23 protein-coding genes are annotated in these 21772 nt (G+C 68.9%); 9 read left to right on the plus strand and 14 right to left on the minus strand.

What is annotated here, in order from left to right; translation table 11 throughout:
• Window positions 1–31: 31 nt before the first annotated feature.
• A complete protein-coding gene (locus ACFQB0_RS07275; protein ID WP_386729380.1) occupies window positions 32–751 on the plus strand; it encodes a GntR family transcriptional regulator in 720 nt (239 codons plus the stop codon).
• Window positions 752–759: 8 nt separating this feature from the next.
• A complete protein-coding gene (locus tag ACFQB0_RS07280) occupies window positions 760–1782 on the plus strand; it encodes a 1-aminocyclopropane-1-carboxylate deaminase (RefSeq protein WP_386729383.1) in 1023 nt (340 codons plus the stop codon).
• A gap of 95 nt (window positions 1783–1877) precedes the next feature.
• Here ACFQB0_RS07280 and ACFQB0_RS07285 read toward each other — a convergent pair whose 3' ends face one another.
• From ACFQB0_RS07285 to ACFQB0_RS07345, 13 genes are all read right to left on the minus strand, one after another.
• Entirely contained in the window at window positions 1878–2648 is a 771-nt protein-coding gene (locus tag ACFQB0_RS07285; protein WP_386729386.1) for an IclR family transcriptional regulator domain-containing protein, read from the minus strand.
• Between the two features lie 148 nt (window positions 2649–2796).
• On the minus strand, window positions 2797–3963 hold the full coding sequence (locus ACFQB0_RS07290) for a thiolase family protein (RefSeq protein WP_386729388.1): 1167 nt from the start codon (window positions 3961–3963) through the stop codon (window positions 2797–2799).
• Entirely contained in the window at window positions 3956–4627 is a 672-nt protein-coding gene (locus tag ACFQB0_RS07295; protein ID WP_386729390.1) for a 3-oxoacid CoA-transferase subunit B, read from the minus strand. Before ACFQB0_RS07295 ends, ACFQB0_RS07290 begins: the two co-directional genes overlap by 8 nt.
• A 2-nt stretch (window positions 4628–4629) precedes the next feature.
• Window positions 4630–5397, minus strand: a complete 768-nt coding sequence (locus ACFQB0_RS07300; RefSeq protein ID WP_386729391.1) for a 3-oxoacid CoA-transferase subunit A — start codon at window positions 5395–5397, stop codon at window positions 4630–4632.
• Between the two features lie 173 nt (window positions 5398–5570).
• Window positions 5571–5972, minus strand: a complete 402-nt coding sequence (gene pcaC, locus ACFQB0_RS07305) for a 4-carboxymuconolactone decarboxylase (protein ID WP_386729394.1) — start codon at window positions 5970–5972, stop codon at window positions 5571–5573.
• Window positions 5969–6736: an alpha/beta fold hydrolase gene (locus ACFQB0_RS07310; RefSeq protein WP_386729397.1), complete on the minus strand. Its 768-nt coding sequence runs from the start codon at window positions 6734–6736 to the stop codon at window positions 5969–5971. The genes pcaC and ACFQB0_RS07310 overlap by 4 nt, the downstream gene beginning before the upstream one ends.
• Entirely contained in the window at window positions 6733–8091 is a 1359-nt protein-coding gene (locus ACFQB0_RS07315) for a lyase family protein (protein ID WP_386729400.1), read from the minus strand. The genes ACFQB0_RS07310 and ACFQB0_RS07315 overlap by 4 nt, the downstream gene beginning before the upstream one ends.
• A gap of 55 nt (window positions 8092–8146) precedes the next feature.
• Entirely contained in the window at window positions 8147–8707 is a 561-nt protein-coding gene (gene pcaG / locus ACFQB0_RS07320) for a protocatechuate 3,4-dioxygenase subunit alpha (protein WP_386729403.1), read from the minus strand.
• Window positions 8707–9522: a protocatechuate 3,4-dioxygenase subunit beta gene (gene pcaH, locus ACFQB0_RS07325; protein WP_386729404.1), complete on the minus strand. Its 816-nt coding sequence runs from the start codon at window positions 9520–9522 to the stop codon at window positions 8707–8709. The genes pcaG and pcaH overlap by 1 nt, the downstream gene beginning before the upstream one ends.
• A 147-nt stretch (window positions 9523–9669) precedes the next feature.
• The gene (locus tag ACFQB0_RS07330; RefSeq protein WP_386729407.1) at window positions 9670–10440 is read right to left on the minus strand and encodes an IclR family transcriptional regulator; all 771 of its coding nucleotides are present in this window, start codon (window positions 10438–10440) and stop codon (window positions 9670–9672) included.
• A gap of 107 nt (window positions 10441–10547) precedes the next feature.
• On the minus strand, window positions 10548–11141 hold the full coding sequence (locus ACFQB0_RS07335) for a hypothetical protein (protein WP_386729410.1): 594 nt from the start codon (window positions 11139–11141) through the stop codon (window positions 10548–10550).
• A 383-nt stretch (window positions 11142–11524) separates the two neighbouring features.
• Window positions 11525–11821: a hypothetical protein gene (locus ACFQB0_RS07340; protein WP_386729412.1), complete on the minus strand. Its 297-nt coding sequence runs from the start codon at window positions 11819–11821 to the stop codon at window positions 11525–11527.
• Entirely contained in the window at window positions 11818–12150 is a 333-nt protein-coding gene (locus tag ACFQB0_RS07345) for an ArsR/SmtB family transcription factor (protein WP_386729414.1), read from the minus strand. Before ACFQB0_RS07345 ends, ACFQB0_RS07340 begins: the two co-directional genes overlap by 4 nt.
• A gap of 89 nt (window positions 12151–12239) precedes the next feature.
• Between ACFQB0_RS07345 and ACFQB0_RS07350 the strand changes: the two genes are divergently transcribed.
• The gene (locus ACFQB0_RS07350; RefSeq protein WP_386729416.1) at window positions 12240–12641 is read left to right on the plus strand and encodes a Fur family transcriptional regulator; all 402 of its coding nucleotides are present in this window, start codon (window positions 12240–12242) and stop codon (window positions 12639–12641) included.
• 156 nt (window positions 12642–12797) lie between these two features.
• On the opposite strand, the gene ACFQB0_RS07355 is transcribed toward ACFQB0_RS07350, so the two are convergent.
• A complete protein-coding gene (locus tag ACFQB0_RS07355; protein ID WP_386729418.1) occupies window positions 12798–13439 on the minus strand; it encodes a TetR/AcrR family transcriptional regulator in 642 nt (213 codons plus the stop codon).
• 168 nt (window positions 13440–13607) lie between these two features.
• Between ACFQB0_RS07355 and ACFQB0_RS07360 the strand changes: the two genes are divergently transcribed.
• Genes ACFQB0_RS07360 through ACFQB0_RS07385 form a run of 6 tightly spaced genes read left to right on the plus strand, consistent with a single transcriptional unit; the run spans window position 13608 to window position 21716 of the window.
• Window positions 13608–15065 (plus strand): ABC transporter substrate-binding protein, encoded by a 1458-nt coding sequence (locus ACFQB0_RS07360; RefSeq protein ID WP_386729420.1) that lies wholly within the window; start codon window positions 13608–13610, stop codon window positions 15063–15065.
• The gene (locus ACFQB0_RS07365) at window positions 15046–16035 is read left to right on the plus strand and encodes an ABC transporter permease (protein WP_386729423.1); all 990 of its coding nucleotides are present in this window, start codon (window positions 15046–15048) and stop codon (window positions 16033–16035) included. The genes ACFQB0_RS07360 and ACFQB0_RS07365 overlap by 20 nt, the downstream gene beginning before the upstream one ends.
• Entirely contained in the window at window positions 16032–16850 is an 819-nt protein-coding gene (locus ACFQB0_RS07370) for an ABC transporter permease (protein WP_386729425.1), read from the plus strand. The genes ACFQB0_RS07365 and ACFQB0_RS07370 overlap by 4 nt, the downstream gene beginning before the upstream one ends.
• Entirely contained in the window at window positions 16847–18259 is a 1413-nt protein-coding gene (locus tag ACFQB0_RS07375) for an ABC transporter ATP-binding protein (RefSeq protein WP_386729428.1), read from the plus strand. The genes ACFQB0_RS07370 and ACFQB0_RS07375 overlap by 4 nt, the downstream gene beginning before the upstream one ends.
• Window positions 18256–20007, plus strand: coding sequence for an ABC transporter ATP-binding protein (locus ACFQB0_RS07380; RefSeq protein ID WP_386729431.1), 1752 nt, complete (start codon window positions 18256–18258; stop codon window positions 20005–20007). Before ACFQB0_RS07375 ends, ACFQB0_RS07380 begins: the two co-directional genes overlap by 4 nt.
• Window positions 20007–21716 (plus strand): ABC transporter ATP-binding protein, encoded by a 1710-nt coding sequence (locus tag ACFQB0_RS07385; RefSeq protein WP_386729434.1) that lies wholly within the window; start codon window positions 20007–20009, stop codon window positions 21714–21716. The genes ACFQB0_RS07380 and ACFQB0_RS07385 overlap by 1 nt, the downstream gene beginning before the upstream one ends.
• Window positions 21717–21772: the final 56 nt, after the last annotated feature.

Genomic DNA, 21772 nt, shown 5'->3' on the forward strand with positions numbered 1-21772 from the left:
ATCGCCCGATGCATCCGCTGCAATATATTGCATGCCGCTGAAGCACTCTCGCGTCGAACGTCCGAGTTCGCTACGGGACTACGCCTACAGCGAACTGCGCGACGCGATCGTCAGCGGCGAGCTCACACCCGGCGAGCGCCTGCGCGCTCCCGAACTCGAGCAGTGGCTCGGCGTGAGCCGCACCCCTATCCGCGAAGCGATCGCCCGGCTCGAGATCGCCGGGCTCGCGCAGACGCACCGTGCGAAGCAGACGATCGTCACCCCGCTCGACACCCGATCCGCCGTCGCGGCGCAGCGCATCGCTGCGGCATTGCACGAACTCGCCGTACGCGACGCAGTGCCGCAGCTCACAGAGGTCGACCTCGACGCGATGCGCGCGACGAACGGCCGGTTCGCGAGGGCGTTGCAGGCCGACGACGTCGATGCGGCGATCGCAGCGGACGACGACTTCCACAACGTGGCCGTTCGCGCATGCGCGAACCCGTTGCTTCCCGTTCTGCTGGAGCAGGTCACGCCTCTGCTGCGCCGGCTCGAGCGCGCACGGTTCGGCTCGCTCGCCGGTCGCGGGTCGGTCGCCGACCATGACCTCATCATCCGACTCTGCGCGGAGGGCAGGCCCGACGAGGCCGGCGTCGCCGCGCGCGAGAACTGGTCGACGCTCGGTCGGCTGCTGCGCCTCGACGAAGACGACGAGCCCAACGCCGATGCGCAGAGCCTTGCGCTAGAGGCATCCGTCACCATCCCAGACTGAGGAGACCCATGGCACTCGCCGACTTTCCCCGCCACCAGCTCACATTCGGACCCAGCCCGGTGCACCCCGTCGACCGACTGAGCACCCACCTGGGCGGCGCCCGCATCTGGATGAAGCGCGAGGACGTCTCGAGCGGCCTCGCCTTCGGCGGCAACAAGACCCGCAAGCTCGAATACCTGGTGCCCGACGCGCTTGCACAGGGCGCCGACACGCTCGTGTCGATCGGCGGCGTGCAGTCAAACCACACGCGCCAGGTCGCGGCCGTCGCAGCGCACCTCGGCATGAAGGCCGTGCTCGTGCAGGAACACTGGGTCGACTGGCCCGACGCGGTGAACGACCGCGTCGGCAACATCCTCCTGTCGCGGCTGATGGGCGCCGAGGTGCGACTCTCCCCTGCCGGATTCGGCATCGGGTTCAAGGATTCGTGGAAGCGGACGATCGCCGATGTCGAGGAGGCCGGCGGCACACCCTACGCGATCCCGGCCGGGGCCTCAGACCACCCGCTCGGCGGCCTCGGTTTCGCGAACTGGGCGCACGAGGTCGCCGCGCAGGAGGTCGAGCTCGGCGTGTTCTTCGACACGATCGTGGTCTGCTCGGTGACCGGATCGACGCACGCGGGCATGATCGCGGGCTTCGCCGACCTCGAGCACAACTTCGGCGGGCGCCCGCGCCGCGTGATCGGCATCGACGCCTCGGCGAAGATCGACGAGACCCGCGACCAGGTCGCGCGCATCGCTCGTAACACGGCGTCGCTGATCGGGCTCGGCCGTGAGCTGCGCGACGACGAGATCACGGTGCTCGATGGTTGGGCGGGCGACTACTACGGCATCCCCGTCGAGTCGACCGACGAGGCGATGCGGCTCACCGGCAGCCTCGAGGGCATCATCCTCGACCCCGTCTACGAAGGCAAGTCGATGGCGGGTCTCATCGACCTCGTCTCCGACGGCGAGTTCCCCAAGGACTCGAACGTGCTCTACGCCCACCTCGGCGGCCAGCCGGCGATCAACGCCTATAGCGGCCGCTACCACTGATCGACTCTCGCGGGTGCCCGCTTAGTGCTGGGCGCCGCGAAGCCGCCGGAGGCACGCATCTCTGGAGAGCACGATGCCCACGGGCACATGCCGCATCACACGAGGCGGAGGTCCGCTTCGATTGCGGTCGCCGTATCGCGCAACGCCGGCAGATAGGTGCCGATGAGGTGCTCTACGGAGTCCCGCGTCGCGCTCGTCGAGACGTTGACTGCGGCGACGACGCGACCATCGCGTGCACGAAGCGGCACCGCGACGGAACGCACGCCCAGCTCGAGCTCGCCGTCCACGAGCGACCAGCCCTGCGCACGGACCTGGTCGAGCTCGGCACGCAGTTCCCCGCGGTCGGTCAGCGTCCGTTCCGTGAGCTGCTCGGTCGCGGATGCCGCGAGCACGGCCTCGAGCACGGCATCCGGCAACTCCGCGAGCAGCACGCGGCCCATGCTCGTCGCGTACGCGGGAAACCGTGTGCCGATCGTGATGCGCACGCTCATGATTCGCCGCGTGGGAACCCGGGCGACATAGACGACGTCTGCGTCGTCGAGCACTGCTGCGGACACGCTCTCGCCGACCTCGCGCGAGAGCCGTTCGAGGTGCGGCTGGGCGATCTCGGGGAGCGACAGGGCGGACAGGTAGGAGAAGCCGAGCTCGAGAACACGCGGAGTGAGGGAGAACACGCGACCGTCCGAGCGGACGTAGCCGAGGAATTCGAGTGTCAGCAGGAAGCGGCGGGCGGCTGCACGAGTGATGCCCGCTCGGCGGGCGACGTCGCTCAGGGTCAGTTCGTGCTGCTGCGCGTCGAATGCGCGGATCACCGCGAGCCCACGCGCAAACGACTGGACGAACTCACCTGACTCGGGGGTGCTCATCGACTCATCCTGCCAGAAGCTCGCATCGCGCACCCATCACCGCTCCGCTCCCCCGCATCCGGATCGACAAGCCGGGAGCACCGCTTGTCGAGACCCGACCAGGCCCGCACCCGAGCACTGTGCGACTCCGGCGTCGAGCTGCTCGAGGTCACCGTTCGAGCACGACGGCGAGCCCCTGGCCGACACCGATGCAGATCGCCGCGACGGCAACACCGCGGCCACGCCGAGCCAGTTCGTGCGCGGCATGGCCGACGATGCGCCCACCGGAGGCGCCGAGCGGATGGCCGATCGCTATCGCGCCGCCGTGGATGTTGACGATCGAGGGATCGAGGTCGGGCCACAGCTGCAGACACGCCAGACTCTGCGACGCGAACGCTTCGTTCAACTCGACCAGATCCACGTCCGCCCATGTGCGTCCAGCTCGGGCGAGGGCGCGGTTCGCGGCCTCGACGGGTGCGACTCCGAACATATCCGGGTCGTTGCCGAAGACACCTCGACCCGTGATACGAGCCAGGGGCTCGATATCCAGCGCGCCTTCCGCCCCGAGGAGCACCGCCGACGCGCCGTCGTTGATCGGCGAAGAGTTGCCCGCGGTGACCGTGCCGTCGGCGGCGAACGCGGGCTTCAATCCACCCAGCACCTCAGCAGTCGAATCATCCCGGATGCCCTCGTCCCGCTCGAGCGCGTGACCATCGACCTGCACGATCTCGTCGTCGTACACACCGGCTACCCAGGCGGCGGCGGCGAGTCTATGGCTGCGCGCCGCGAACCCGTCCTGTGCCTCGCGTGAAAGGCCATAGATCGAGGCGAGCTTCTCGGCGCTCTCGCCGTTGGAGATCGTCCAGTCTTTGCGCAGCAGCAGGTTGGTCATGCGCCACCCGATTGCGGTGTTCCACATCGTCTGGTTGCCGGCCGGATACGGCCGCTCGGCCTTCTGGACGACGTACGGCGCACGGGACATCGACTCCACGCCGCCCGCGAGGACGATGTCGGCGTCGCCGGTCTCGATGGCCCGGCTCCCCTGGATGACCGCCTCGACGGCGGAACCGCAGAGCCTGTTCACCGTCACTGCGGGCACCCCGGACGGGAACCCGGCGAGCAGACCGCCGAAACGTGCGACGTTGCGATTGTCCTCACCGGCCTGGTTGGCGTCGCCGAAGACGATGTCGTCGATGCGGGCAGGATCCAGACCGGTCCGCTCCACGGCGGCGCGCATCACGACAGCCGCGAGGTCGTCCGGCCGAACGTCGGCCAGTCCCTTGCCGTACCGCCCGAACGGAGTACGGACCGCGTCGTAGATGTACGTTTCAGCCATGTCTGTGTCCTTCTCCGGATGTCGCGGCATCCCTCAGCGTGAGGCCGGTGAGCTCTTCGAGCTCATCGACGGTGTTGTCGCGGAACGCTTCGCGCACCCGGAATCCGTCGGGCGTGACGTCGAAGACGGCGTGGTCGGTGTAGACGCGCGTGACACACCCGATGCCGGTGAGCGGATACGTGCACCTCGCGACGAGCTTGGACTCGCCCTGCTTGGTGAGCAGGTCGGTCATGACATAGACGGCCTTGGCGCCGATAGCGAGGTCCATCGCACCGCCGACAGCGGGAATCGCCCCTGGTGCTCCGGTCGACCAGTTGGCGAGGTCGCCCGATTCCGACACCTGGAACGCACCGAGCACGCACACGTCGAGGTGCCCGCCGCGCATCATCGCGAACGAGTCGGCGTGGTGGAAGAAGGCGGCACCGGCGAGTTCGCCGACCGGCTGCTTGCCTGCATTGATCAGGTCGGGGTCGATCTCATCGAATGCCGGCTTCGGCCCCATCCCCAGCATCCCGTTCTCGGTGTGCAGGATGATCTCGAGCCCGTCAGGAAGGAAGTCTGCGATAAGGGTCGGCGCCCCGATGCCGAGGTTCACGATCGCGCCATCGGGGATGTCGCCGGCGATGCGCGCAGCGAGGTCTTCGCGTGAGATGCGAGTGGCCACGATCACGCCTCCTTCGTCGAGGAGAAGGCCGTTCGGGATGTATCGAACAGAGGCATCCCCTCGATCGTGACGCCGCCGACGAACGTGCCACCCTCGATCCACGGGCGCTCCCCCACCGCGACGACTCGGTCCACGAAGATGCCGGGAGTGACAACGACCTCGGGGTCGATCGCACCGAGCGCGACGACCTCATCGACCTGGACGATCGTCGTGGTCGCGGCAGACGCCATGATCGGACCGAAGTTACGGGCCGTCTTGCGGTAGACGAGGTTGCCCCAGCGGTCGGCCTTCAGTGCGCCGATGAGGGCGAAATCGGCACGGATCGGGTACTCGAGCACGTAATCGCGGCCCTCGATCGAGCGCGTCTCCTTGCCCGAGGCGAGCTGAGTGCCGTAGCCGGTGGGACTGAAGAACGCGCCGATGCCGGCACCGGCCGCCCGGATGCGCTCCGCGAGATTGCCCTGCGGCACGAGTTCCAGTTCGATCTTGCCGTCACGGTAGAGGCCGTCGAAGACCCAGGAGTCGCTCTGTCGAGGGAACGAGCAGATGATCTTGCGCACGCCGCCGGTGGCCAGCAGTGCGGCGAGCCCGGTGCCGCCGTTGCCGGCGTTGTTGTTGATGATCGTGAGGTTGCTGGCTCCACGGGCGATGAGGGCGTCGATCAACTCGATCGGCTGCCCCGCTCGTCCGAATCCGCCGATCATGACAGTCGCACCGTCGGGGATGTCGGCGACCGCGGCCTCGGCACTCGTCATGGTCTTATCGATCATGCCAACTCCAATGTTCGCCCTGCGAACATTTGTTCGCACTACAGAAAGAATACCCCACCGGGAGCCGGCGCGAAAGGGGCTTCGATTCCAGCGCGATGGATGCCGCGATCGGATGATGGGACACAGCATACGTCCCCGTCACAGCTCACAGCTCACAGCTCACAGCTCACAGCTCAGCCGAGTTCGTCGGCGAAGACCTCGCCGGCGATGCGGAATGCCGTGTTCGCGGCAGGAACCCCGGAATAGATCGCGCTCTGCAGGATCACTTCCTTGATCTCATCCAGCGTCAGTCCGTTGCGCCGTGCCGCACGCAGGTGCATCGCGAGCTCCTCGTGATGCCCGTGGGCGATGAGCGAGGACAGCACCGCGACAGACCGCGAACGCCGGTCCAGCCCAGGACGCGACCAGACATCCCCCCAGGCGACCCGCGTGATGAAATCCTGCCACTCGGCCGTCAGCTCGGTCGCAGCGGCGGTCGAACGGTCGACGTGCGCATCCGACAGCACCGCGCGGCGAACCGTCATGCCCTGGTCATAGCGGTCCTCGTCGGAGAGTCCTTCACCGGACGGTCTCATCGTCGTTCCTCCCGGAAGAAGTTGAGCAACGCGTCCAGAGTCGCTGCGGGCTGCTCTGCTGGTGGCAGGTGTGCGGCATCCTTCACCTCGACGATGCGGCCGTCCCCCACAGCCGAGGCGATCTCGACGGACTTCTCCTCAGGGGCGACCAGGTCGTGCTCGCCCCACAGCGCGAGCACCGGAATCCCGATCTCGCCTAGCTGCCCCCGCACATCGTAAGCGGCGAGCGCCTCGCAGCACAGAGCGTAGCTCTCGTCGTCGGCGTCTTGCAGCGCGTGCAGCAGACGCCCCGACAGTCCGGGTCGGCGTGACAACGAGTCGGGTGCGAACCAGCGTTGCGCCGACCCGATGATGACGCTCGAGGTCGACTGCGCCCGCACGTGCGCGGCGCGCTCATGCCACCCGTCTGGGTCACCGAGCTTCGCGCCGGACGACAGGATCGCCACTCGACGCACGAGGGCGGGATGGCGCAACCCGAGCGTCAGGCCGACGGCGCCGCCGAGCGACACCCCGGCGTAGAGGAAGGGCTCCCCGACCGCCGCGACGACCGCATCGGCGAGATCCCCGACCGAGAACGACGCCGACACGGCCGGGGATGCCCCATGCCCAGGAAGATCCCACGCGACGACGCGGTATTCCCGCGCGAGCGACGGGACAACGTCTTCCCACAGGATCGTGGACGTGCCCAGCGACGAACCGAGAACGACGAGCGGAGCGCCGGCCGGACCGACGGATGCGGTGAGGGCGACGGTCGGAACGGTCACGGCCGCATCCCTTCCTGCACCGCGCTGTGCAGGGCGGTGTCGACGAGGTGTTGGGCGAGCCCGACGTAGTGCGCCGGGTTCATGAGGTCGTCGGTATCGAGTCCTGATGCCTCCGGCAGCGCTCGAACGAGCGCGCCGAGGCTACCACCCGCGGAGGCTTCGGCGATGAGCACATCGAACCGGGCCTTGCCGATGCGCGGCACGAGCACGATTCTCAGCCGCTCGCTCACGATCAGCCCACCGGTGAGGTCGAGGTTCGCACGAGCACGCTCCGGGTCGAAGGTCAGGTCAGCGGAGAGCTCGGCCGCTCGCGCGGACGCACCGAGTGCGAGTCGCAGCAGCTCCTGCAGTACCGGCCATTCTGCATGCCAGGCGCCGTCGGGCCGCTCGTCGACCGCGAGACCTGCAGCAAGGTGCAGCTGTGCGGCCAGGCCGGGCGCGCGCAGCGCCGCCGACCGGATCAGCACGGCGTCCACCGGGTTCTGCTTCTGCGGCATGGCGCTGGATCCGCCCCCGGCTCCGACGGATGCCTCGCCCACTTCGGTGCGGGCGAGCGTGGCGACGTCTGCCGCGAGGGTGCCGACGGCCGCGATCGCGGCGACCAGTGCGTCGCCGAGCTCGGTCACCGGCCACCGGTTGGTATGCCAGGGAGCGTCGGGCGCTTGCAGGCCGAGCTCGCGGGCGAAGTGCGCGGGAAGCGCGGCGGCACGCTCCTGACCGAAGAGTTCGACGAACGAGGCGAGCGTCCCGCCCGCTCCGCCGAGTTGGGCGGGCAGCCGGTCGGCGACTTCCTCGACACGACGCCGCGCCCGCACGATGGCGCTCGACCAGTTCGCCGCTTTGAGTCCGAGAGTCGTGGGAACCGCATGCTGGGTGAGGGTGCGCGCTGCCGCGGGGGCGTCCCGATGGGCACGCGCGAGTACCTCGAGGGCTGCCGCCGTGCGCCGCAGCGACTCGACGATCGAGGCTGCCGCGTCGCGCGCGAGGGTCATGAGAGCGGAGTCCATGATGTCCTGACTCGTCGCCCCAACATGCACCCAGTCCACGGCGTCCGGATCCACACGCGCGACGTGCGCTTTCAGCAGTGGGACCAACGGGATCACTGGATTGCCACTCGCGACCGAGTCTCGTGCCAAGGTCCACAGCTCAACCTCGGGAGGCATGCTCAGCAACTCCGCAACAGCGTGGCTCACGGATGCCGGCGCTACGCCGAGTTCGACCAGCGCCAGCATGAGCGCCAGTTCAGCGCCGATCAGCTCGTCGACGAACGCACGATCAGACGCCTCGTCTCCCACCAGGATCGACACCGGCGACAACAGTCCGACGTCGACCGGACGGCCCGTCGTCTCGGCCATTCCGGTCCGACGCTCAAAAACCGGCCGCGACCCGGAAGTCACCGTCGACCCATCGTCAGAACTCAATGAACACGGTCTCCTTCTCGCCCTGCAGCCGAATGTCGTGCTGAAGGTACCCCTCTGGGGTGCGCGTTGCGATGAGCGTAGCGCGTTCCTCCGACGTGAGCGAGCAGAGCAGCGGGTCGCTCGCCAAGAGGTCTTCGTGTTCGGGGAGGTAGATGCGGGTGTGGAGCTTGTCGGGAAGACCGCGCGCGAAGACGACGACGGCGAAGAACGGCGCATTGCCTCCGATCGCGCCCGGGTTGCGCGTCCAGAACTCGTACCCGCCTTCGTCGGTGGTCGCCGAGCGTCCGAAGCCGGTGAAGGTGTGGTCGTCACGGCGGAAGGAGCCCCGTGCGCGCGGCACGGTGCCGTCGGTGTCGGATCCGAAGATCTCGACTACCGCGTCGGGGATGGGCGCACCGGCCCCGTCGTAGACCGTTCCGCCGAGCACGATCGCACCCGGGCTCTGGGGAGAGGCGACTTCATGCTTCTTGACGTAGTCGAGGCCGAAGGCGAAGAACGGACCGATCGTCTGGCCGGGGCTCGGTGTGTGCGTCCTCTGGGGCGCGGGCATCAGTGCTCTCCCTCTGGCTCGAACCACGTGGCATCGGGCCCGTCGACCACGATGTCCCACTCGTAGCCCATCGAGAATTCAGGCACGGTGAGGTCGTGGTTGTAAGCGCCGATCAGGCGGTCGCGGTCCTTCTGGCGGTGGATGGAGTTGTAGATCGGGTCGAGCGCGAACAGCGGGTCGCCTGGAAAGTACATCTGCGTGATGATGCGCTGGGTGAAGCTCGCGCCGAACACCGAGAAGTGGATGTGCGCCGGCCGCCACGCGTTGACATGATTCTTCCATGGGTAGGGGCCGGGCTTGATGGTCGTGAACGTGTACACACCACTGTCATCCGTGACGGCGCGGCCGGCTCCGGTGAAGTTCGGGTCGAGAGGCGCAGGATGCTGGTCGCGCTGGTGGATGTAACGGCCTGCGGCGTTGGCTTGCCAGATCTCGATGAGCTGATTGGCCAGTGGACGACCCCACGAGTCCAACAGCCGTCCCTGCACGGTTATGCGCTCACCCTGTGGCTCACCGGTGTGCTGAAGCGTGAGGTCGGACTCGATGGCCGCGACATCCCGCTGCCCGAAGGCCGGCGACCACAGTTCGATCGTCTCGGGGTCCACGAGTCGCGGGTTCTTGGTCGGGTGCCGCAGGATGCTGGAACGATACGGCGGAAAGTCGTGCAGCGTCGGGGCGACGGGCTCCCCCGCGGCTTCTCGGGCGTCGGCCACGGCGTGGTAGTGGCCGATCTCCTCGGTGATCTCGGCCTGCGACAGCTGGTCGGGTGAGGCGAGGAGGGACTCCGGCGCTGCGGCGATCGTGGATGTGCTCATAGGTCTCCCTTGACGGATGCTGCACTCAGAGTCACACGGTGCACTGCTTTCCCCTATAGACCTGTCCCACTCAGTGGGATCGGGTTGTTTGACGACTCATAGCTCGGTGCGCGAGCGAGGCGGTGCGGCGCGCGCGACCGGGCGAGCTCAGGGTGCGCCGAGGTCTCGTGCGATGGCGCGCGCCGCCGAGACGACGAGCACGCCAAGACGACGCTCGTCGGCGCGCGCGAGGTGGGTGACGACGCCGACGGCCGTCGGCGGCAGGCCATCGACGGAAGGGAGGGCCGCCGCGACGGACACGTTGCCGAGGGTCATCTCCTGTCGCGTGGTCGCGAACCCCCGCGACCGGGCAAGACGGATCTCCACACGCAGCCGCCGCTCATCGGTGATCGAGTGGACCGTCTCGCGTTCGAGAGTGCGCCGGAAGAACTCATCCAGCCACTCGTCCTCCTGCTGGGCGAGGAGAGCCTTGCCGACGCCGGTCGTGTGCAGCGGGTGGCGTCCGCCCGTGCGGCTCAGCGTCGGAATCGAATGGGGGCCGGTCACCCGGGCGACGTAGAGCGCCTCCGCCACGGCCGGATCCTCGCTGCTGAGCACCGCGATGTGCACGTTCTCTCCGCTCGCCTCATAGAGCCGCAGAATATGGGGCAGCGCCAGCTCGCGCAGCCGCATCGATACCGGCGCGAGCTCGCCCAACTCCCAGAGCCCTGCACCGATTGCGTAGGCGCCATCGGGCAGGCGGTCGAGCATCCCGAGCGTCGCCAGTTCCGTCGCAAGTCGATGCGCCGTGGACCGAGGCAACCCTGTGCGTTCGGCGAGCTCCGCGGCGGTGAGACGCTCGTCATCCGCGGAGAAGGCATGCAGGATCCGCGCCGCCCGGCCGAGGACTCCCTCAGCGCGCTCTCGCCCGTTCGTCATGCTCGCCTCCTACGCCGAGGCTAGCGAGACTCTGACGGAATGTCCCAATGGGCCAAGGCCGAGACAGAACGAGACGGACCTCACCCATCCGCCGATCGCGTCGGCCATTAGGGTCGAGGCGGCTGTTTTCGCACCCCGATGACGATGCCTGCGAGAGCCGCGGCCACGATCAGTCCCAACACGATCCAGATCACAGCTCCGGATAGGCCACCGGCGGCGGACGGGTCGGCACTCGGTGAGAAGATCGGAGAGGCGGTCGTCGACCCAGGGGGGAGAAAGACGAGCCGCCCGCTGGCGGAATCGAAGACGACCTCGTAACCGAGGAAGAAGCTGAATCCGGTGTTGAAATGGCCGCCGTCGTCATCGGGGGTGTCGAGATGAACCCAGCCGGTGGGGTCGTCGCTTGGGGTGGTGGTGAAGCCGCGAAACGGCTTCGCAGTGGTTCCTGCTGCGAGAGTGACCTTCTGACTAGCCAGAGTGAAACCGGCACCGACACCGGCGTTGCCGGTGGCGTAGCTCTGCGGAGACTCGAGGACCGCCGCGTCGGCGGCCTGCCCGACGCCGAGGGTATCGACAACGACAAGAGAAACGTTCGCATCTTGAGTGTCAGAGGCCGTGGACGGCGGCGAGGTCGCGACGTTCCACGGAGACGACACACCAGAGACGAGCGCAACAAGCAACGCCCCCGCAACAGATACCACCCAACGTGCAGCCCCCATAAGGTCCCCCAACCCGATGCGCCCGCACTGCCGACGCAAGGCCGAGCCTCGCACAGGGGTTCTACGGTGTCGACACCCGCGAACGAGGGCCAACCCGCGGCGCCTCCTGCTGTTTTGCGCGAGGATGGCTGGCACCGGATGACGTGCCTCGTCATTGCCCACAACCTCGACACCATCTCCCGCGCCGATCAGGTTCTCATCCTTGGCCGAAGCCGGATCCGGCAGCGCACCCCCGCCGAGCCCCCCGACCCGATGGGCACTACCGCGCTCTGCTCAACGCGCACGGGGGCCGACGGCCCAGACTGCGCGAAAAGACCCGGGCCGGCGACTGATGCCGCCTCGCCCGAGCCTTTGGCGCCGATCGATCAGTGCTCGTCGTAGTGATCGCCGTGCTCGGCGTGCTTGTGCCCGTCGTGGACGTAGTCGAGGTGGTCTCCGTGTTCGACGGCCTCATGCCCGCAGCCGGCGTCGTGCGCGTGCGCAGCCGGGGTGTGCTCGGCTACCGACTCGTGCTCGTCGTAGTGGTCGCCGTGCTCTGCGTGCCGGTGCGTGCCGTGCAGGTAGTCCACGTGGTCGCCGTGCTCGACGGCCTCGTGCCCGCAGCCGGTGCCGTGCTGGTGCTCGGTGATGGTGTGCTCCGCATGGGTGTCGGTGATGGTCATGTTGTTTCCTCTCGTGATGGTTCGGTGTCGATCTCGTCGACGGTGGGTTCGAGAACGTGGGCGAGAGCGTCGGCGATCATGTGCGTCACATGCTGGTCAGTCACGCGATACGTCACCTCTTTCCCACTTCGGGCGGCTGTCACCAGTCCGCCCTGCCTGAGCGTGCGCAAGTGCTGAGAGACCAGCGGCTGCGACATCCCGGTCGCCTCCGCCAGCGCGCCGACGGTCATCGGCTGGCCGCCGAGCAGCCTTAGCAGCCATAGCCTCGATTCGCTGCCGAGTACCTTGAACAACTCCGCCGCATCCGCCAGGCCGATCTCCCTGTGCACCAAACCATCCCATCACACACATAAACAGATTGCAATATGACTATACTACTGAGAACCATTCTCGCACAACGGCGAAAGGAAGAGCGACCGTGTCACGAACCAGGGCAGACGAGCAGCGCCGCACCGTGCAGCAGACGGCGGTGCGCGGTGCGCTTGAGAAAGCGGGCGGCTTCATCTCCGCCCAGGACCTCCACCAAAGGCTCAATGAGAGGGGCGACTCGGTCGGCCTTGCCACTGTCTACCGGCAGCTCAACGCCCTGGAGGCCGCGGGGCTCGCGGACACGATTCCGGTGCTCGGCGGACAACTGTTCCGTGCCTGCACGGCCGGCGAGCACCATCACCACCTGGTCTGCGAGAACTGCGGCAGGGCCGTGCAGATCGACCCACCGAGCGAAGGGTGGATCCAAACCGCCGCAGACCAGCACGGCTTCACCGTCACACGGCATGTGCTGGAGGTCTTCGGCCGCTGCCCCGACTGCGCGAGCGCGTGACAACGCGGCCGGTCGTGGGGATGGACACATGAGTGTGGATGCGGGCCCCGGCCTCACTCGGGCCGAGGCGCACCCGGCGGGTAGGTGAATCTTGTAGGTGGCGATCGGCGAGCCCTCCTGGATCAGCTCTCCGCGCCGCTCTTGATCGCCGCGGGCTCAGCCGGCCCTGAGTCCTGCAATGATCCAGTCCAGCCCTGTCTCGAAGATCTCATGCATGGGCAGGGTGAAGAATTCCGTGCCCACCCGCGCCGAGATCGGGTGGGTGGACGGGTCGAGCGCGTCCAGTCCGGTGACGAACGTCTTCGTCCGGTTCGGGCGGCGTTCGTCACCGCGGACGTCTGCATTGTCCTCGATGGCGATACGGGAGAAGGTCCAGCTCATGATCAGCGCGGTCCCGCGGGCGATCCTGGCGTCGTCGAAGCCGGCGGCGGCGAGGGCGGCGGCGAGCAGTTCGAGCAGGCGGTACGCCTGCGGGCCGGCGGGTCCGTTATCCAGAAGCCAGCTGGCAAGCCCCGAATACCGACGTAGTACCGCGCGCTGGGTCCGTGCCCATGCGCGGGCGCGCTCGTCCCAGCTCGCATCCGCTGCGGTGTCCGGTTGGACCAGGGCGCCGATGCGGTCTGCGACGAGGCGGATCAGTTCGTCGCGGTCGCCGATATGCCGGTACAGCGCCATCGGAGTGACGTCGAAGCGCGCGGCGATGGCACGCATCGTGACTCCCGCCAGCCCTTCCGTGCTGGTGATCTCGAGCGCCGCGTCCACGATGCCCTCACGGCTCAGCGGTGTCGGGATCTTCACGACTGTGATCCTATCGACCAAGTTTCGAGAAGCGTTCTCAATAGAGTATACATAGTAAACATACTCGACATTAGCTCGGGTGTCCCGGAGCAATAGCAATACAGAGAGTGATGGTGTCGGATGGTGTCGCGTATGGGTCGCAGGGTGACTGCGTTGCTGGCGGTGAGTGTGGCTGCTTCGCTTGTATTGGCGGGGTGCTCCGCGGGCCCAGACAGCGGGCAACAGCCGAAGTCCGGTGGGACGCTGCGGGCGGCGTTCGCAGGAGGCTCGACGGAGACGTTGAACTATTTCCAGGGACCGACGGCGCTGGACTACGTGCGTGCCCGGCTGGTGCACGCACCGCTGTGCGAGCTCGATCCGGACGCACCCGATGGGGTCGGCTACGGGGTGGTCAAGTCGATCGACGTGAGCGACGACCTCTCGGAGTACACGCTGCACCTGCGCGACGGCGTCTCGTTCACCGATGGCTCGGCGGTGACAGCGAAGGATGCGCTGTATTCGCTGCGGGCGCCGGTGCTGCTGAAGGGCCTGCCGTTCATGAAGCTCGTCGCGCGTAACTTCGATCTGGATGCGGCTTCGACGCGGGATGCGTCGACGGTGGTGCTGCCGACGCTTTCGCCGACCGCGGACGGTCGGGAGCTGATCTGCCAGAGCATGCTCGCGATCAAGGACGGCACGACGGAGTTCACTCAGGAGACACCTTCCTCGGGTCCATTCACGATCGCGGCGTTCGAGCCTGGACAGTCTACGTTGCTAAAGCGCAACGACCACTTCTACGGGAAGGCATCGTCTCTGGACGCGATCGAGCTGGTCTCGATCCCGGACGGGACGGCACGGGTGAACGCGCTGCGGCAGGGACAGGTGGACTATATCTCCGGCATCACCCCCGCACAGGCGCGGTCCCTCGACAGTGCGGACCAGGTGGCCGTCGCGACGAGTGAGTTGCCGTATGCGTCATACCAGGCCTTCTCGATGAACCTCTCCTTCACGCCTTTCGCCGACCCTCGGGTGCGGGAGGCGCTCAAACTCGCGGTCGATCGGGAACGGATCATCGAGAACGTCTACTACGGGCACGCCTTCGAAGGCAACGACGTGCCGGCGCTCGGCTTCCCCAGTTACAACACGACGCTCAAGCAGCGGGCTTACGACCCGGACCGGGCACGTGAGCTGCTGGCCGAGGCCGGACAGAACGGCATGAGCGTCGAGCTGACGGCCGGGCCGGAGCTTCCGGGCATGGTCGAGACTGCGACGCTCATCGTCGAGGACCTCAAGGCCATCGGCGTGAATGCGACTCTGCGCGAGCTCGCCCCAGGTCAGCTGTTCGCGGACTACCCGGCCTACCTCGCGCTTCCGTTCAAGGCCGGCTACAACCCACCGGCGATGTTCGAGCCGAACTATACGCCCGGCGACTTCCCCGAGGTCGACGCGCTCGTGAAGACGGCGCGCAGCGCCACCGACGCGCAAGCGCGGCTGACCGCATCCCACGAGGCGCAGCAGTTGCTCTGGCAGCAGGGCAACCAGATCGCGCCGGTGTTCGTCCCGACGATCAGCGCGGCGGCGACCGGGGTGTCAGGGGTCCGGGAACTGCAGTTCCCCGACCTGTCCCGTGCGACGATCACCCGCTGACCCGGTGAGGGTGACCTCGTGGATCGCGGTGAGGGTCGCGGCCTGTGCGGCGACCCTCACCCTGCTGTCCATCATCGTGTTCTGGGCGACCGAGATGCTCCCCGGCGACGCGGTCGGGGTGCTGTCGGGGCCGAACGCCACCGACGCCGAGCGGGATGCGGTCCGCCTCGCCCTGCGCCTGGACCGCCCGGCCATCGAGCGTTACGTGGAGTGGATCGGCGGGGCGCTGCACAGCGACCTGGGCACGTCGCTGGTCTCGGGCCGGGACGTCGCCGGGATCGTCGGTGCCCGGCTTGCGACGAGCCTGGCCGTGCTTACCCCGGCCGTGCTGGTGATCGTGCTGCTGGCCGGGGGGCTGGGCGCCGCGGCCGGGTTGCGGCGGGGCGGCCGGCTGGACCGGTGGCTCAGCGGTGCCACCCTCGGGTTGATCGGAACCCCGGAGTTTCTGATCGCGACCGCGCTGCTCGTGGTGTTCACCGTGTGGTGGCCGATCCTGCCCGCGGTCGCGATCATCCCGCCCGGGCAGTCCTTGTGGGTGCACCCGGAGCTGGTGCTGCTGCCTGCGCTCGCGTTGGCCCTCGGCGGCTTCGGCTCCACGATGCGGCTGCTGCGCGCGTCGGTCGCGCAGACCGTCACAGCCCCCTATGCGGAGTTCGCGCGGCTGAACGGCGTGCGCGGGGGCCGGTACGTGTGGGGGGTCGTGGTCTCCAACGCGCTCGCCCCGGCGGTGATGGCCTTGGCGGTCATGACTGCAGGACTACTGGGCGGCGCGATCGTCGTGGAGACCCTGTTCAACGTGCCCGGCCTGGGCTCCGAGCTCGCCCAGGCGGTCGCCAGCCGCGACGTGCCCCTCGTCCAGGGCCTGAGCCTCGTACTGGGCGCGATGACGCTGCTGATCCTGCTCACCGGCGACATCACCGCCCGGCTGCTGAATCGGCACGTCCCGGCCCCGACGGGCGGAACCTCATGACCGGGCGCAGCCGGGTCATCGCCGTCCCCGCCCTGCTCGTGCTGCTCATCGCCATGGCCGGTCCCTGGATTCCGGTCGACAGCACGACCGTGCCGATCGGCGGCCCGTTCGAGGCGCCCGCCGGCGCGCACCCGTTGGGCACGGACGTCCTCGGCCGGGACGTGCTCCCCCGCGTGCTCGTCGGCGGGCGCGTCCTCGTCACCCAAGCCGCCGCCGCGACCCTGCTCGGTAGCCTGATCGGGCTGGCCCTGGGTGTCTGGCTAGGCGTCACCCACCGCCGCACCGCCGGCCGTGTGCTGATGCGCATGGTGGACGGCCTTGCAGCGCTGCCCGCCCTGCTGTTGATCCTGCTGCTGGCCACCGGCGTACCCGGCAACGACGCAGCGGTCGCCGCCGCGATCGCGCTGGTGACTGTGCCGTTCTCCGTACGCATCATCCGCGAGTGCACCGCCCGGCTCGCCGCCACCGACTACGCCCGCCACGCGGAGGCTCGCGGGGAGCGCACACTGACACGGGTCCGCTACGACATCCTTCCCGGCCTCGTCCCGGTCGCCATGGCCGAGGCGGGCATCCGGTTCGTGGCCGCGACCCAGCTCGCCGCGACCGCCGGGTTCCTCGGCCTCGGCGCCGGAGCCCCTGTGGCGAACTGGGGCCGGATGGTCCGCGAGAACGGCACGGGCATCGCCATGAACCCGCTGCCCGTGATCGTGCCGGCCGCCCTGCTGATCCTGCTCGCAGTCGGAGTGACGATCCTGCTCGACCGTGCCTCCGAGTCCACCCGACTGGCACCTGAGCGGATCGAGCGTACGGCATGAGCCCGATATCCAGCATCCACGGGCTCACCGTGACCGCCCCCGACGGCACCGCGATCCTCGCCGGCGTCGACCTTGACCTCGCCCCTGGCACGGTGACCGGGATCGTCGGGCCATCCGGTGCGGGCAAGACCACCCTCGCGCACGCGCTGCTCGGACACCTCGGTCCCGGACTGCGCCGCACCGCGGGCACCGTCCGGGTGGCCGGCCTCGACCCCTTCTCCCCCGAGGGACGGCGCGCGCTGCGCGGCCTCGTCACGGGGTACGTGCCCCAGGATCCCGCAAGCGCCCTGAACCCCCGCCGGCGTATCCTTGCCCAACTGCGCACGGCCGACCGGATCGCCCACCCCGATGACGGTCGCCGCGTCCGGGCCGAACGGATCGCGGCCGCCGCCCGCGCCGCGTCCCTGGAAGAGCACCTGCTGCACCGGCATCCCGGACGCCTGTCGGGCGGGCAGGCGCAACGCGTATTGCTGGCCTGGGCGCTCATCGCCCGCCCCCGGCTGATCGTCCTCGACGAGCCGACGAGCGGACTCGATCCCGAGACCGCGCACGCCGCCAGTACCGCGTTCGCCGCACTGCCCTGGCAACCCGCGATCCTGCTCATCAGCCACGATCGGGCCCTCGTCGCCCGGATGGCCGACAGCACCTTCACCATCGCCGCCGGTCGCCTTCATCCCGCACCGCAGATCACGGCGCCGGCCACACCTGCGAGCCCGGCACGCTCACACCTGTCCGGCCCGCACCGGGAGGCGGCGCTGTCCGCGGAGAGCATCACCATACGGCATGGTGAGCTGCGCGTCATCGACGAGGTGAGCTTCACGATCGCGCAGGCCGAGCTGCTCGCCCTGCGCGGGGTCTCCGGCAGCGGCAAGACCTTGCTCGCCCGTGCTCTTGCCGGGCTCACCCCGCCCACCGCTGGACGGCTGCGTCTGCACGGCGCGCCGATCGGCTGGGATGCCGCGGCCCGCGCGCGAGCTGGCGGACCGTTTCTCGCCTACGTCGGCCAGAACGCCCGCGCCGCCCTCAACCCGCACGAACCCGTCAACCGCTCCCTGGACCGCGCCCTCGCGTCCGCCTCCCGGAACGGCCGCTCCTGCGGGTGGAGCCTAGACGAGCTGCTCGAACGGTTCGAATTGCACCCGCAGCTGCTGGAACGAACCCCGGACCGCCTCAGCGGCGGCCAACGCCACCGGGTCGCCATCGCCGGCGCGATCGCCGCCGCGCCCGCCGTGCTGCTCTGCGACGAGTCCACCGCCTCCCTCGACACCGGCACCGAGCAGCGCATCCTCGACACCCTCGATTGCCACCGACGCGACTGCGGCACGCCGATCCTGCTCATCACCCACCGAGATCGCGTCACCACCAGAGTCGACCGCATCCTCACCCTCAGCGAAGGACACCTGCGATGAACCATCTCGGCCTGCTCCGCCCCGTCCGCAAACACCTGATCCTCGCCGCCGTCCTCCAGGCCGCCGCCGTGCTGCTGGCCTTGCTGCCGTTACTCGCGCTCATCGCGTTCACCAGCGCCTGGCTCACCGGCGACCCGGCCCCGGGGCTCGGCGTCGTCCTCGCCGCCGTGGCCGGCACCCTCGGCAGCCTGGCCGCCGCGGCCGCGGCGACTCTGCTGACCCACCGGGCCGACGCGGACCTCACCTTGCGGCTGCAGACACGCCTCGCCCAGACCATCCGGCACCTCCCGGTCCCCGTGGTCACCGGGCACGGCGCGGGCCGGATCAAGAAGGTCGTGCACGACGATACCGGTGCTCTGCACCACCTCGTCGCCCACACCCTGCTCGACGCGACCGCCCTCGCCGTCACACCGCTCGCCGGCCTCATCGCCCTCGCCCTGATCGACTGGCGTCTCGCCCTCGTCAGCGTGCTCCCGCTGGCCGCCGGCATCGGATGGTACGTGCAGGCGATGCGCGGCTCGGGCACGAACTTCGTCGAGTACGCCACGCAGCAGCGCCGCATCAACACCGCCATCGTCGACTACGTCCGCGGCCTGCCCGTCGCGAAGGTCTACGGCGGTCCCGGCAGCGTACAGACTCGCTTCCAGGCAGCCGTCACCGGATTCCACGACTTCTTCCGCGTCTGGTCCTCGGGCACAGCCGCAGTCACGACTGCTTCCTGGCTCGTCGTCACCCCGGCCCTCACGGTGGCCCTGCTCACCCTGACCGGTGCCGCCGGCCTCCACCTCGGCTGGGTGACCTCGACCGGCCTCGTCGCCGGCGTCCTCCTCGGCCCTGCCATCTCCGCGCCCGTCGCCGCAGCCGGACCCCGGCTCCAGGCCATCCGTACCGGCCTGTCCGCACTTGCCTCCATCGGCGACTTCCTCGGCCAACCCAGCCTCGCTCGGGGCGACGGCGTCCCCGCCCGGGACGGCGCAATCCGCTTCGACCATGTCAGCTACCGCTACGACGACGACCGGGCCGCCCTCGAAGACCTCACCATCGATCTGCCCGCAACGGGCTTGATCGCGATCGTGGGGGAATCCGGCAGCGGCAAGAGCACCCTCGCCGCCCTACTCGCCGGCTTCATCGACCCCACCGACGGCCGCATCCTGCTCGGCGGCATGGACCTGCGCGAAGTGAGCGAGGCCGCACTGTACGAGCGGATCGGGTTCGTCTTCCAAGACACCGGACTGCGGCAGGCCAGCATCCGCGACACCCTCACCGGCGGTCGCCCCACTCCCGAGGAAGACATCGTCCGCGCCGCGACGGCGGCAGCGATCCACGACGACATCCTCGCCCTGCCTCACGGGTACGACACCGTCGTCGGCGACGACACCGATCTCTCCGGCGGACAACGGCAACGTCTGTGCCTGGCCCGCGCCCTGCTGCGGCGCCCTGATGTCCTCGTGCTCGACGAAGCCACCTCCGCCGTCGACCCCGCCACCCGCGTCACCCTGATGGACACCCTCACCAGCGAGACCGCACACCGTGCGGTCCTGCTCATCACCCACCAGCTGCGCACCGTCACCCAGGCCGGACAGATCCTCGTGCTCGACCGCGGCCACCTCGCCGGACACGGCACCCACCTCGAGCTGCTCGATGACTGCCCGGCCTACCGAGCCCTGTGGGACGCCGAGCCGCCCAAGCCCCCGGACAACGCAGAACCGCCCAGATCGACGATCACGGCCGAACGGAAGGATGCCTGATGCTCCGCACACTGCACCGCATGCTCCCTGCCCCCGAAGCCCGAGCTCTGGCGGCCCTCACCGCCTGGCTGAGCACCGCCGCGGTGCTGCAGGGCATCGTGCTCGGCCTGGCCGGCATCACCATCGCGGCCCTTCTGAACGCCGGAGACGACGACCCCTGGCCGCGGCTGGTCGCGCTCGCCGGCAGCTCCGTCGCGTTCGTCATCGTGCAATGGGCGGCACAGCTGATCGCCTTTCGCACCGGAAGCCAGACCGCGCGCGCCCTGCATACCAGGCTCGGCGAGCACGTCGCCCGGCTGCCACTGGGCTGGTTCACGCCAATCCGGCAGACCGAGCTCATCGACACCGCCACGACCGGCGTGCCCCAGCTCATGTCCTATCCAGCAATCCTGCTGCGCCCCGCGATCACCGCCATCCTCACTCCGATTGCCGCCGCGACAACCCTGGCGCTCCTGGACTGGCGCTACAGCCTCGCCGTGCTCGCCACAACCGTCGTCGCCTGGTATGCCAGCACGCTCAGCCAGCGCCTCGCCCGCACCGTCGATACCCGCCGCCACCGCACCAGCATCGAGGCCGCGAACCGCATCCTCGAATACGCCACCCGGCAACCCCTCATCCGCACCGACCAGCGCCCCGAAGACGTCGACGCCCTCGACCACGCGCTTCGCGACGCCGCACGCGAGTCTCGACGGTCGACCGTCACCGTGCTGCCAGGACTGCTGCTGTTCAGCCTCACCCTGAACGCTCTCTTCGCCGCGCTCATCACCCTCGGCATCCTCTGGGTCACCGATGCGACGCTCACCGTTCCCGCCTTCGTCGGTCTGCTCGTCACCACCGCCCGGCTGACTGCAATCGCCGCGGCCGGCGCCGAACTCGCGGCCGGCCTCCGCCTGCAACATGGCGCCCTCACCCGCATCGGAAGCGTCCTCGACGCACGGCCACTGCCGGTGCTCAAGCTCCCTCCCGTAGAAACCTCTAGCGGCAACGTGCTCGCAAACGTCGAGGGCATATCCTTCCGCTACGGCGACGACCCGGTGATCGAAGACGTCAGCTTCACCCTGCCGAGGCGGGGACTGACCGCCCTCGTCGGGCCGTCAGGCTCCGGCAAGACGACCATCACCCGACTGCTCGCGCGCTTCTGGGACCCCACCAACGGCCGGATAGCCCTGGACGCCACCGACCTGCGCAGCATCGAACCCGACAGGCTCTACGCGCAGATCGCGATGGTCCTCCAAGACGATTATCTTGTCGACGCCACCATACGCGAGAACATCCGCGCCGCCAACCCGAGCGCCACGGACGCCGACATGTGCCGCGCCGTGCGCTCGGCCGGACTGGACTCAACCCTCGCCGAACTTCCCAACGGGCTCGACACCCCCACCGGACCCGGCGGCGCCCGGCTCTCCGGCGGGCAACGCCAACGGGTCTCGATCGCCCGTGCCCTCCTCAAAGCCGCACCGCTGACGATCATGGACGAAGCCACCTCCGCCCTCGACCCCGAGAACACCCGCCTCGTCAGCGCAGCAGCCCGTGAGCTCGCCAGGACGGGCAGTGTGCTCGTGATCGCCCACAACCTCGACACCATCGTCAACGCCGATCAGGTTCTCGTGCTCGACCGCGGCCGGATCATCCAGCGCGGCACCCACGCCGAACTCGCCCGACGCGACGGGCACTACCGCACTCTGCTGGACGCGCAGTGGGCCCGATGACCCCGATAGCAGGAAAGCCCGGGCCGGCGGCCGATGCCGTCCATGGAGCAGAATCG

The organism is Luethyella okanaganae (genome assembly GCF_042660285.1).
Taxonomy (GTDB): Bacteria; Actinomycetota; Actinomycetes; order Actinomycetales; family Microbacteriaceae; genus Luethyella; species Luethyella okanaganae.